The 13110-nt window shown below is 32.2% G+C and carries 14 protein-coding genes; 4 read left to right on the top strand and 10 right to left on the bottom strand.

Annotation, left to right across the window (positions count from 1 at the left end; all coding sequences use genetic code 11):
* The first annotated feature begins 814 nt into the window (after positions 1 to 814).
* From MWU65_RS17070 to MWU65_RS17055, 4 genes are all read left to right on the top strand, one after another.
* Complete coding sequence (locus MWU65_RS17070) at positions 815 to 1927, top strand: DUF2971 domain-containing protein (RefSeq protein WP_247079892.1); 1113 nt, start codon at positions 815 to 817, stop codon at positions 1925 to 1927.
* A gap of 173 nt (positions 1928 to 2100) precedes the next feature.
* Positions 2101 to 3036 (top strand): DUF4238 domain-containing protein, encoded by a 936-nt coding sequence (locus tag MWU65_RS17065; protein ID WP_247079891.1) that lies wholly within the window; start codon positions 2101 to 2103, stop codon positions 3034 to 3036.
* 743 nt (positions 3037 to 3779) lie between these two features.
* Positions 3780 to 3947: a DUF6747 family protein gene (locus MWU65_RS17060; RefSeq protein WP_247079890.1), complete on the top strand. Its 168-nt coding sequence runs from the start codon at positions 3780 to 3782 to the stop codon at positions 3945 to 3947.
* Positions 3948 to 4071: 124 nt separating this feature from the next.
* Positions 4072 to 4464, top strand: coding sequence for a response regulator (locus MWU65_RS17055; RefSeq protein WP_247079889.1), 393 nt, complete (start codon positions 4072 to 4074; stop codon positions 4462 to 4464).
* A 36-nt stretch (positions 4465 to 4500) separates the two neighbouring features.
* Here MWU65_RS17055 and MWU65_RS17050 read toward each other — a convergent pair whose 3' ends face one another.
* From MWU65_RS17050 to MWU65_RS17005, 10 genes are all read right to left on the bottom strand, one after another.
* Positions 4501 to 6084 carry a type IV secretion system DNA-binding domain-containing protein gene (locus tag MWU65_RS17050; protein WP_247079888.1) on the bottom strand — a complete coding sequence of 528 codons (1584 nt, stop codon included), beginning with the start codon at positions 6082 to 6084 and terminating at the stop codon, positions 4501 to 4503.
* A 9-nt stretch (positions 6085 to 6093) separates the two neighbouring features.
* The gene (gene mobB, locus MWU65_RS17045; protein ID WP_247079887.1) at positions 6094 to 7146 is read right to left on the bottom strand and encodes a MobB family relaxase; all 1053 of its coding nucleotides are present in this window, start codon (positions 7144 to 7146) and stop codon (positions 6094 to 6096) included.
* Between the two features lie 11 nt (positions 7147 to 7157).
* A complete protein-coding gene (locus MWU65_RS17040) occupies positions 7158 to 7535 on the bottom strand; it encodes a BfmA/BtgA family mobilization protein (protein ID WP_247079886.1) in 378 nt (125 codons plus the stop codon).
* Positions 7536 to 7962: 427 nt separating this feature from the next.
* Positions 7963 to 8160 (bottom strand): hypothetical protein, encoded by a 198-nt coding sequence (locus MWU65_RS17035; protein WP_247079885.1) that lies wholly within the window; start codon positions 8158 to 8160, stop codon positions 7963 to 7965.
* A gap of 10 nt (positions 8161 to 8170) precedes the next feature.
* Positions 8171 to 8620: a JAB domain-containing protein gene (locus MWU65_RS17030; RefSeq protein WP_247079884.1), complete on the bottom strand. Its 450-nt coding sequence runs from the start codon at positions 8618 to 8620 to the stop codon at positions 8171 to 8173.
* 80 nt (positions 8621 to 8700) lie between these two features.
* Complete coding sequence (ssb, locus tag MWU65_RS17025) at positions 8701 to 9045, bottom strand: single-stranded DNA-binding protein (RefSeq protein WP_247079883.1); 345 nt, start codon at positions 9043 to 9045, stop codon at positions 8701 to 8703.
* 1310 nt (positions 9046 to 10355) lie between these two features.
* Positions 10356 to 10823 (bottom strand): hypothetical protein, encoded by a 468-nt coding sequence (locus MWU65_RS17020; RefSeq protein ID WP_247079882.1) that lies wholly within the window; start codon positions 10821 to 10823, stop codon positions 10356 to 10358.
* A gap of 178 nt (positions 10824 to 11001) precedes the next feature.
* On the bottom strand, positions 11002 to 11439 hold the full coding sequence (locus MWU65_RS17015; protein ID WP_247079881.1) for an META domain-containing protein: 438 nt from the start codon (positions 11437 to 11439) through the stop codon (positions 11002 to 11004).
* A gap of 2 nt (positions 11440 to 11441) precedes the next feature.
* Entirely contained in the window at positions 11442 to 12062 is a 621-nt protein-coding gene (locus tag MWU65_RS17010) for a Pr6Pr family membrane protein (protein WP_247079880.1), read from the bottom strand.
* Positions 12063 to 12414: 352 nt separating this feature from the next.
* Positions 12415 to 13110: hypothetical protein (locus MWU65_RS17005; protein WP_247079879.1), on the bottom strand; the 696-nt coding region annotated here is incomplete at its 5' end.

The raw sequence follows: 13110 nt of genomic DNA, 5'->3' as shown, positions 1-13110 counted from the left end.
TTGGAATCTAAAAAGAGTAACATCAAGTACTCTTTTTTTAGCAAGCTAACACCTATCATCTTAGGATTTTTAGGTTTATTGGTAGGTTTAAAATCCTGCGGATTGTCCAAAGCCAGTTTTTATCAGAAAAGGTCTGTGCCGAGACACGCCACAGCCCATATACAAAAACGTTAGCATACATTTCCGAATTCAATAAAACTACTATTTCATTGGACCAAATAATTCTAAAACAAATTTCTTTAATTATAAATAACAATAAGGAATTATTAAAGATACCAATAAGGCAAAAAGCCAAATTTGAGGGATGGTTAAAATTTGAATTAGCCAACCGACTCGAAATAATTGGGATGGAAAATGTAGAAGTTGAATCTCGAAATGGCTTTGGATACAACCGTGCGGACATTTCTTTTTTAACAATGAACGTTATCATCAGATTGAACTGAAAACTTCAAATACAAATTGGAAAATTGATGGAATAAGCAATAACAGTAGACCAATCACAAAAAATATTAAATCAATAGTAAGCGATGCCAAAAAGCTTAACTCGACCCAAGGAATTGTTGCCTTTATACTCTTTCCAATTCCAACAAAGGACGACAGATGGAAAGAATATATTGAACGGATTAAAAACGAAACGGAAATTGATATTGATTATCAAAAGAATTGTAAAATAGAACAAGTAAACATAAATAACAACAGGACTTGTGAATTACTTATTTGTTCATTTCTTTCTCGAAAATTTGACTATTGGAGATAAAAAAACGTATGCTAACAAAGCCGAAAGGTTGAAGCTAATACCGAAAAACCTATCATAATGTTTAAGTACACATCTATTAATTCGTATTCTTTAAGAAATCTTCAAAATGGTCAAATCTATTTCAATAATCCTTTGAATTTTAATGACCCTTTTGACACTTTTCATCCAGCTAGAATATCTGAAATTAGTAACGCCAAATTTGTTGAACTTTATTGTAAGTCGAGTAAGCGAAAGTTTGATAAAAAACATTTGATTGGAATTTTAGACAAAAAAATATCAAAACAAGATTTTTTTAATTTTTGCGAACAGCATATTGATTATATTTTTGATTTTAATAAAGAAAGTGAGAATCAAACCTTTCAAAGTAAAACCCATTTTTTAAGTCAACTTCAAAACCTTGAGGAAACGAATAATGATTTTCTTGAGAATATTGTTGAGTTTTTCAAGAGCGTTAAATTGACATTACAAACTAAAATTCACGAAACTCTCTACAACATTCGACAAGAAAAATTTGCAAAAATTGGAGTTTGTTGTTTTTCTAAAAACAATACAAACCTCTTGATGTGGTCTCATTATGCAAACAGTCATCAAGGAATATGTCTTGAATTTGACCCAAAATATGAGCCTTTTTCTAAAACATTTGAAGTTGAATATAAATCGGAAATACCTAATGTTAATTCTGACTTGCTTTTTGAAGAAGAAGAAAATGCAGAATCTATAAAAAAACTACTTTCATTCAAATCAATAGATTGGAAACAAGAAGAAGAATTAAGAATTTTTCATCATGAATCAAATAAAAGTTACTTCTATCCTACTCGTTCCCTAAAAGCTATTTATTTTGGTTTAAAAACAAACCCTAGTGATGTTGAAATGATTTGTTCAATTATAAAATCTAAAAATCCAGATGTAAAATTTTACAGGATGAAAAAGCTTGACAACACGTTTGGTATCGAACCAGAAGGATTTCATTACAATACAGTAATAGAAGTTCAATCAAGCATCATATTAATTATTTCTAATTTATTTAACAGTAAAGAATTTACGCAAGAAGAGCTTTTTTGCATAGGAATGATTAAGATTTCTGAAATTCAATTGAAAGCTCATTTAGAAGACCTGAAAAGCAAAGGAATTTTAATTAAGAATAAAGAAAAATATAAACTGAATAGATAAAAGTACTAGCCTCAACAAAGATGTGTATAATTCATTGCTAGTTATAGCCTACTTACGAACCCCGAAGCGTCGGGGCTCGCGGATTTTCTATTCGGTTTTTATTTACTAAATTAGGTGCTTAAAACACGCAACAAAGTATGCATAAACACGTTTGGATTTAATTTAAAAAAATCGTGAGTCAAGTAAAAAAAAGGCATCATTACGTTTGGAGAAATTATTTGAGAGCTTGGTCTGATTCGAATGACCTAATTCCTTCTTTAATCAAGATTAATAATAAAATTGCTACTCCAAATTTGATGAATGTAGCCCAAAAAAAATTTTACTATTCATTAGAAGAATTTACAATTGAAGAAGAAAATAACCTTAAGAAAATTATTATAAACCTTAGTAATGAAGAGACAGAAGAAATATTTAAAGAATATTTTAATCTATTTATATCCTATTCAAAAGCTAAAAGAATTTTAAATAATAATACTAATATTCCAAAAGATAGAAAATCTGAAATAGAAGCAAGTTTAAAATTAATGAAATCGAATTTTATGGAAGATTTTCATTCTGATTTTGAAAACTTTGGACAAAAATTAATCGAGGTTAAAAAAGTTGAAGATTTAGAGTTCTTAAAAGAAAATGCTTCATTAATGAAAACATTTCTTTTTTTATGTTTTCAATATGTGCGAACAAAAAAAATGAGAAATATATTTACCAAAAATTTTGAGGATCATTTTAATATTCTTTCTAAATATTTCAATATTTTATCATTCGTTATAGCAACTGGAATGGCCAACGGACTTATGCATTATAAAGAAACAAAAATTATATTTATAGAAAATACGTCTGAAATTGATTTTATAACGTCAGATCAACCAATAATAAATCTTAAAGAGCACGAAAAAAACAATAAAGGAAATGTAAAATCATTAGAGTTTTTTTATCCGATAAATCCCAAAATAGCTTTCAAAATTCATTACAATAGTGGGAAAAAGTTTGAGCACTTAAAAATATCTGAAAATGAGGTAAAAGAATTTAATCAAATAATCTTTGATAAATCAGAAGACTTTGTTTTTGCTAAAAATACAGAACAACTTAAAAAATATAAAAACTGCCTATAACACCGGTATCCGTTGCACAAGCCAATAAATTATAAAAAACAGACTTCTATAACTGCCTTAAAAGGCAGTTTCTTTTTTTAGACCACTTTATAATTAGTTATTTTAAGGTTCCTTAATAACAACTTTTCGAGCAGTAAATAAAAGACACCCATGCTGGGCAAACACAATGCCTATAATTCAGTCTTGCCTTTTCGTATAAATAAAATTTAGTACTTTTAATCTGGCTCGATTCCGATACTGAAAAATCCTAACGGATTTCCCATACCGAAATCATAGCCTAACCGTAGCCATGTAGGCTTCCCTAAAAACAGGACAGTTAAAAATTCGAATTTACTAACTTTAAATTCAAACTGTCACATTAAAGAACAACCATCTCTTTGGAGTCAATTCAAAAGATAAAAATATATTTTCTCAAACACCCCATACTTCAATTTTAGAAAATTTGCAACACTTAATCTCTAATCATTGCCATATAAGGTAGTTTGAAGAATTCTTTTTCAAAAACTTACTAGTAGGCCGGTAAAACACCAGTTTCAATTAAAACAAATAGGAAGTACAATTTTAACGATATATATGGCAGTACAACTGAACCTTATAAAATACAATTAGAAATTATGTTACTAATTTTAGTGCCTTGCAAATTAACTATAACCAGTGAACCCTATTGGAACACCTATCAACGAAATGTTTAGAGGAGACAGATTCTGAAGCATAATTTTGCATCAACATTAAAAAAATATGATATGAAGTTACTATTACTTATTGAAAAAATTTATGTTGATGGATTTAAAAACATCGGAAATGTAATAATACAAAACTACTTTAAAGCATTTGCATGGTTAAGCTTTATTCTGTTTGTAGTTGTCCTATATGCGTTTGCATATAGAGTGGCAACTGATTTTGCCTTTTGAATAATTAAAAGAAAAAAATCAAAGCTCGATATCCCTTCTATTGTTTTTAGTTAGAACAACAGGTTTTATTATATAGGTGACGGGTGATTCACAGTGCAAAATTTAATATTTTACATAGCTATTTATGAAGGAAAAAATCATTTGGGTCATTGATGATGATATGGTATCACAATTTGCGATGCGTTATAAAATAGAACAATCTTATCAAAACTATCTGGTTAAGGGTTTTTATTCTGTCGAGGAAGCTTTGACCGCTATAAAAGAGTGTTTGAAAATGCAAAAAGATCTACCCAATAAATTAATACTAGACCTTGTGTTACCAGGATTGAGTGGATGGGATTTTCTAGAGGAACTTGATAATTTGCAAGGGAACATTGATGCTTTAGAAATATATGTAGTTTCTGCATTTTCAAATGCTAAAGACCGCAAACTTGTAAAAAAGCATCCTAGAGTAGTCAACCATTTCACAAAACCACTTAACAAAGTTAGTGTGGACAAAATGTTTATACCCATTTAAAATAGGATTAAAAAGCAAAAATATAAGTTTCCACGATTAAATCTTAAATATCGACCTAGCCTCCTCATAAATCCTTTCAAAATTTCGCTCCAAATCCAACTGAGAAAACTGCTTTGATTCTATTGGCAACTCCCTTTGAATATTGGATAACTTAAAATGAACCTTTTTATCCTTGCCATCTGCATAGGTAATAAACTCGCCCTGTTTCATTCGAAAGAAAACATCAGCTCTTATTTTAGGAATTTCCTTTTCTCCTGTGGTAATTCTAGTATCAAAATCGAGATTATGTCCTCGGCTTACACTTTTGGTTGGGTCTTTAACAATTTCAAAAAACCGCTCATAATATTTTGCGGTATCCGGGTCATTTACCTTTCCGAAAAATTGATAGGAAAGGTTACTCAATATCGCCTTACTTGCTTTATCTCCATACATCATATCATTCTGGATCTTGTCTTGCATCACATAAATTGTAGCTATGTTATAACTCCGCAATGTTGCAGGAATACGGTGCATATTCAATAGGCGTATAGTTGGCGCTTCTTCCAGCAACAGAAATGAAGGTTCTGAATTCCGCACACTCATTTGTTTGGTAATCGTATGGATGATGGTGGCAATTACAGGAGCATAGGAGGTTTCAAATTTTGGATTATTTACGACTGAAATCACACAAGGATTTTCCGTGTTATTGATATTAAGCGGCACTTCATCTGATGATAATGCCATAAAAATGTGTTGTGTGCTAATTCGCTTTAAAGCATTGGCCAAGGTGCTTTTAACACCTGCGGTCTGTCTTTCTGAATCTTTACCACTAATAAAGGCATCTGCCATTGCTCTAGAGGTGGTATTCGTTTCCAAAAACTTAATTAGGCTGTCAGTGTCCAGATATTGATAAATAGCTATTAGATGTGGCAACGTACAGTATTTAGGATAGGAAATTTTCAATTTCCAAATCAAACCACCTATTAAACCTTCAGCTGCATCGTTGAAAAATTTAGTTGTTCCGGATGTACCTGATTCCCTTTGTTCCAAAAGGTTTTCAATTAGTACTCTTGACACTTCGTTTACGCTTTCCTCGTTCTCCAAATAGCGTGGCGCAATAGGATTTACTCGATGGATAATTTTATCAAAGGAAATGACCTTAAAAGGGATATCGCTATCTTTAAAAAGTGGATAAGCCATTTCGGTCAATTCAAAATCTTTATAATCGTGAATAATTCCGCAAAAACCTTCTTTTCTAAAATGTTTTAGGAAACCATAAACTACGCTTTCTGTCTTTCCACTTCCTGCAGAACCTATGATGGATACACCACGTTTAATATTATCCAATTTGAAGCTCCCTTTGGTTGTAGCAAAATTGACCTGATATTTACGATCGTCATTCTTTGGGCTTTCCACTTTATGCAAAACCACATACATTCCTATATTAATTAAGGTAAGAGGACATACCAAATAGAGCATTACCAAAATTAAATGTATTTGTTCGTTTAAGAGAAACACAAGAATACCAAGGATCAAAAAATTGATAATGAACCCATAGCTGCTTATCCGAAAAATTCCATAGAAAACGGCACTGGTAAAACCAATAATAAAAAGTACCATTAAGAGATTGTCTAATTGCATGGTTTTATTTTAGATTCCGATGGAACTTGATTTGATCGCCACTTCAACGCCACGTCGTAGCTTATTGAATATTTTCATTGCTAATTGTGTTTGGGTTACTGGAATACTCGGCATCATAGGAATACCTGATTTTCCCATTAGTTTAAATGCAATAGCTTTTTCATTGGTGGGCAGTTTCATCAGTGCTGCAAAATAGATTTTAGGGTTCTTTATAAAATCCTTTCTTGCCTTGTAGGTCTCTGCAAAGTTTCTTTGGTAGCCGAATGTTTTATCAAAGGATTTTTCTGCTTTCTGAAAAAAAGAATCTCTATCAAAACCACGCTTTACTTCTCTCCCATTCATCACTACATCAGAAGCTTTGTATTTGCTCCCTGGCGAAAGACTAAATGTATTGGATGCATCTTTGCGACTTACAATAATGTGGATATGACTTTGGTTTCCTTCCTTTCGCATTCCTTGGACAATTCGTTTCCCATCCTGTTGGCGGGGAGCTTCCTTTTCCAATCGTTTTATTTTATGCTGTAACAGTTTAATATTGCCTTCAGTCCGCCCTTCTTCAATACTTCTGACTTCTGTTTTGAGCTGTAATATTTTGGTGGCATAAGGCTGATTTTCCTTGATTTGCCAATCCATTCCCTTGAAGGTTCGTTGGTGTTCGATTTTTGCGTAATATTTTATATCATCGATGGTAATAGATCTTCCGTTGATTTCACGATTAAAGGAAGCCACATAATCCTTCATTAGTTCACGGGTGTATCTTTTTAAATCTTCACTGCTATTCTGTAACCGGTTCAGTTCGTATATGGAAGGGCTGACCGTTATGGAATAGAATTTCGGTTCGGTCTTTTTGAGTTTAGCGCCGTTACCGTCGATATCCTTTACCACTTCTTCAGCGGAAATGTCATCTCCACATTGATTAAAAAAGTGTTCCATTCCCGCCTGTCCGGACAGCAGATCTTCCTGTTCCAGACCTTGATTTTCTTTCTCCAGATAACCAATAAAATCAGCGGAACTTTGCGAATATGTACCTCCTAGTTTTTGAGGTGTGATTGTGATATACATAGTTCAAAAATTTAGAGTTCGTTATTATGATTTTGCTTTTCTTTGAATTGGACTTCCTTTTTTTCTGCGAATTTCTTTTCTATAATCAAAGGTTTCTTAGCGGGTTCTTCTGTTTTAAAAAGTGATTCTAGCATTGCAACTGTAGGCTTGGTTTGGGTCTTTTCCACATCACGCATTATGGCGATGACAGCATTAATTCTTTTCAATAATTTAGCCTCTATGGTTCGTCCCGTCGGCCCTAATTTTTCCTTTGGAGAGATTTCGTTGTAGAAGAAGAAATCGAGCATTGCACTCAATGTTTCCGTGTGTGATTTAAAGTGTGTTCTTGAAAATTCTTGAAAACGTTTGGCTGTTTCCTTTTTAAACCTAATTCCAATAAATGAGTCCATAATTCGCCGATTTGTCGCAAATTCTTCACTAAAAATGGGTGCTTACAAGGCATTTGTCGCAACTTGTAGCCTATCAAGAAATTATAATATTATCAAGTAGCTGAATATCAGATACTTGAAAACAAAAAGGAGTGCCTAACATCGCGTAGCGTGTTACCCTCTTGCTACTCCTTTTCGTTCGCCACAGGCGAACAAAAATTTCGTACAATCTGGCTAAAAAGCCAATTGCCATTTTAGGAAATGAATTTCCAGTATGTTATTTTTCGATGGGTACGGTTATCGGCGAAAGTGAAAAATGGATAACTATACTTAAATTTGATTGCTGAATTTCAGCAAAATAAAGATAGTAATTTTTATTGAATTGAAATCTGTGAAATAAAAAAACACCTCCAAAAATTTAGAGGTGCTTTGTTTTAAGCTGAGAAACTTAGATTTCAAAAATGAACTTGTAAGAATATAGATTTCGTAGAGCTTTTTCGGCTATCATCGTTTCAAAACATGAATGATTTTCTCTTACGTATTTACGGATAGCATCCCCAATTTTTTGTTCTACATCTTTTTTAGAATTTTCCGAAAGTCTAGTTTGAGCCGCTCCGCTCAAGTCTGTAAAATTTAGATAAATCATACCCTTGATTTTAAAGGATTCCGTTATCTGCAAAACTGTAATAGTCGCCATAAGGGGTAAGTATCAAATGGTCTAAAACTTTGATATCAAACAGCTCCCCCGCCTTTTTAATTTTCTGGGTCAGGTTCTTATCTGCTTCACTGGGCTTTAATGTACCGCTCGGGTGGTTGTGCAATAATATGACCGCTGTGGTCAGACTTTTTAAAAGTACGGCAAACAGAATGCGGACATCCACTAAAGTACCGGTGATACCTCCATTTGAAACCTCACAAATTCCTTTTACCCTATTGGCATTATTGAGCAGCATTATTTTAAAGGTCTCATGCAGTTCAATTGTTTCTTTGTTCCATTGCCTGTAGGCTAAATCTGCAGCACTTTGGGAACCGGTTACCTTTGGAAGCAAATTTGCCTTTGTGCTTCCGCTGTAACTTAAGATTATTTCTTTAACTTTGCTTTTCATTGTTTTTTTATTAAAGGATAATGATGAAAATTGAAAAAGAGGGCGTTTAATTTCGGGAACGCCCTCTTAAATTTTAGGGGTTACTTATCGCTTTTGCTTCCAAGTAATAGAATTTCATTGGCTTCAACCTCGGTTACATAGCGTTGGTTTCCGCCATCGGTGGTATAGGTGCGGGTTCTCAATTTTCCCGTTAGAGCGATTTCCTTTCCCTTACCTACATAATTTTCGATAATCTCGGCAGTCTTGCCCCAAGCTACAATGGTGTGCCAATCGGTGGACTGTACCTTTTCGCCTTTAGTGTTTTTGTAGTGTTCATTTGTGGCGATTGAAAAACGGGCTACTTTTTTACCGCTTTCAAGGTTTGTAATAGTTGGGTCTTGACCAACGTTTCCGATTAACTGTACGTGATTTTTTAGAGTACTCATAATAAAAGAATTAAAGATTAATTAAAATGCTATCTGAACTATTCAGACAGTGTATTTATATTTTTTTTTGATGTGATTTACTTATTATATCTTGAGCGTTTTCCTTTTTTGTTTTTTTGGGTGTCGCTTCCTTTTTGATGTTTTTGTAAGATTTCATAAGATTCATTTTAGATTTACTTCCCATAGCGCCCTCGCTGTTACCTTTTTTTGTTGCTTAGAGTGATTCAATATTCAGTTTTGGTAAGGCGTATAAAAAGTGAAGCTTTGCGTAACGGTTTATGCCGTTGTCCAAAAATGAATGTTGTTGTTTTGCTGTCAAAAAGAGGTTAAGCAGTGAGGGTGTGGAAGTGTATTTAAAGGCTTATTTGAAGTATACAATCATAGGAAGTGATACCAAATCATTTCATGGAATTCCTATCAAGCGAACGCTATTCCCGATTTTGGCTAGGGAATGAAACCCTTCGACTTCGCTCAGGACAAGTGTTGATTCTCAGAGAATCAGGAAGGGTTAATGAAATGGAAAGCTAAAATTGGGGATTGTGTTCAAGACTTTTTAGAGAAGCTCTTTTCCCGTAGTGTAGCTTTTCGCGAAATGTAGGGGAATGTGCTGAACATATGGAAATACAAATAATGGAAAAATCTATTAGAAAATAATATATCATTATATAAAACAGAAAAGCTATTAGATGATTAAACTTCCTTTATCATAAAGACATTCGGAATACTAGTATTGCATATACAGGAGGACTACATAAACAAGACCATACTTATTATTTTACAGAAGACACATCATCTTTAAATTTACCAAATTAATGATAGTATTACCCCTTTGTATCAATTTAACTTTGGAGATGATACCTGAAAGGAAAAGGATCGTTATAAGATAGATCAGTTTGTAAAAACTGAAGAGAACAGATATATAAATATTTCCTATTTATATAATTTTCATTGTGATGCGGATGATATATTAGCCTTCTCATTTTCTAAAGATAAATATATTAGGAAGGGATTTTAATTTAAAGAGAGTGGGAAAACATAGTCTGCACCATTTAATTTAGATGATTCATTTATGTATCGTTTATTACCTTAACCTATCGAAATTAGAGGTGTCCTAAGAAAGGGAAGCCTACAATAAGAATCAAAACATTTATAATTTCTAACAATGATTTTATTATAAATTGTCATTTAATATTTATTTTTGATTATGTGATTCCAGATACATTAAAATTGCAACCGAGCAGCGTTAATTGGTATGCCTCAATGTTTCGGGACTATTTTTTTAATCTCCTATTTCACCATTTAAAGCTTGTTCAATCATCACATTCAGTTTTGGTCAATGGCATTGTAGAAGTAAATTCAAGATTGCTTTTAGCAACAAATGCAGTTCCATTTTCATTTAATTCGCCATAACCTTCAATAAGTTGACCGTCTTTTATCAAAAAAGCAACTTCTCTTATACTTTCCACACCTTCAGACATAAAAGTGTACTCACCAAACAGTTTATCCCCAGTAACTTTTCCAATAAGCGTACCTGATCTATTGTCCTTTCCTTCAAAAATGTAGGTTAAATCACCATTAACTCCATTTCTTAAGTTGGTAATTTCTAAAATTATGGTGTTGTTATTTCCGTTGAATGAATAACAGCCTAGCTGTAATAAAGGTAATTGTTTCTTGGCAGTTACGGCTTCCTTTTTTAATCCATCTTTTCCTTTTGAAGTTGTGTTATTACAGCTTAAAAATCCAATGGTTAGTAGCGATAGAAAAATTAGTTTTTTCATTTTTTCTTTAGGTCTAATGTTCATCTGTTTTTTAAAATTAGTAATTAAATTTCCGCGCTAAACAATACTCAACGGTTGTCATCTATTTTAGTCTAGTTTTGGTTTACACTGTTTTTAAAAATTCTGATTCTTTATCCGTTCAAAACAGAACCAAACGGTATAGAAAGATGTTTAATCACTAGGGCTTCTTATGGAAGCGCATTAGTGCAACATCATCAAGAATCAGGTTTAATTTACCATCCGCATCTATATTAAATTTATTGATCTTTTTCATCATATTCAAAAAAACTTTTTCTCCTTCTCCACAAAACATCAATGTGGCTGGACCAGGTTCCCCAAATGACATAGAATCACCGATTAAAGAAAAATCGGCAGTATAACCATTGCAACTATTATTTCCAGTAACTTTTTTTGTTGCTTTATCGAAAGTGATTTCAGGTTTTTTGCCAGGATATAAACCATTAAAAGCAATACGCGGTCCAGAAATATATTCCAATTCCCAAGTGGCATCATATAAGTTGCTATTTTTTGTTGCATTGCCATTTGTTTTAATTGCTGTACAAGACCCTATTACAAGGCTTAAAATTGTAATTAAAAGGATTTGTTTTTGTTTCATAATTATGGTTTATTTTTAAATATTGTTTTTCCGATTAGCAGTAATATACTCAACACTATTAAGGCAACACCAAATATAATACCAACATTTGTAAAAGTCTGGTAATACCCAATTTCAGTTACATTAAGAAAAGGGTATGGGTAATAGCCCGAAAAATGACCTCTTAATAACAAAAAAATGATAAAAACCAAAGGATATAGCAGCCATAGTGCCAATGGCAATATTTTTACTTCATATTGTCTTATATTAAAAAACCAATAGAATAACATAAATATGGGTATGACCGTGTGCAGCAATTCATCTATTATAAATTGAAGTCCTGTTGGTGCCCATATGTTTCGTAATACCACTTGATATACCAATCCCACTATAAAAATAAATGCGGTAATAGCCGTAAGCGCCCCTTTATTCCTGAAAAGGCTAAACGGGAATTTATACAAATGACATACTATGGTGGTAAAATAGAGCCCTACTAAAATATTTGTAAGTATGGTAAAAAAACTAAAAAAACGAACTATGGTTTCAAAAATAGCTGCTTGTCGGTTTAGTATTATTAAGATGAATTGAACAACAACTGCAAACCAGCTTAAAATCATTATTATAATTTCAGGTTTTTGTTTCATACTACTGGATGACTATACAAGATTAAACAAAATTAAGTTCCTTATTTTTTAATGATAAGTATCGAAGATAGCTAAAAACTAAAAAAATAAATAGTGCTTGTCAAAATTACTTTTTAGCTCTTACGGCAAAGGTGTTTGGATAAAAGTTTAGTCTAACCTATTATCGAGGTGTTTGAACGCAATAATAAACGATTAGGTATCCCACAGGGGCGGTATATTGGTTATTAACTTTACAAAAAAAACTATATTAATTTTAAATAAATGTTGCTAAAGATTTAATCAAAAAAAACTCCTTCTTGAAAATGAAGGAGTTTCTTGTTTAATGATTCGTTTACTTTTTAGTACTATAACTTTATTCTCTTGTCATAGTAATAACATCACCATCTTCTGTAGTAATCTGAATATTGTTGTTATCAATAATATTTAAAACATTGTTGTAAGAGTCTGTACCATTATCATAAACAGTAATAAGTGTATTACCAGTAATTGACCAGTCAAAATAACCTTTTACGGTATCGGTATATACCTCGTAATTACCTTGCCAACCGTTTGCCGTACACATTTCATTTTGATATTCTTCTACGGTTTTTAATGTAGTATCTACACCAGTTTGCTCAGAAAAATTAAATTTTATGGATATATCAGTTGAATATTGATTGGATATACCATTACAAGACCCTGTTCCTGTATCATATCTGGTAGTGTCTACATTTTCAACATTCCAACTGCCAATTAAATTAAATTCGTCGCCTAATTCAATATCATACGTATTGGTTAGGTTATTAAATTCATCTTTATAGTCAACCGTCATTTGAAATTCAATAGGCTCAGATAAATCTAATGACTCATCAGCAGTTAATATTATTTCAATTTGTCCATCTTCTTTAAATTTAGGGTTTATGCTAACTTTTCCGTTTGAAACAGAAAATGAATAGTTCGGAAATTCTTCAGAACTTAAAATTTCATTTTTAACAGTACCTTTTTCTGGAATAGTAATTGAATTGAATAATGGAATATTTACAAAAGGAATTTCGTTTACTAAATTAAT

The organism is Cellulophaga sp. F20128, assembly GCF_023015805.1.
Lineage (GTDB): Bacteria > Bacteroidota > Bacteroidia > Flavobacteriales > Flavobacteriaceae > Cellulophaga.
Note: the sequence above shows the minus strand (reverse complement) of the source record. Positions and strands in the feature narration are given on the sequence as shown.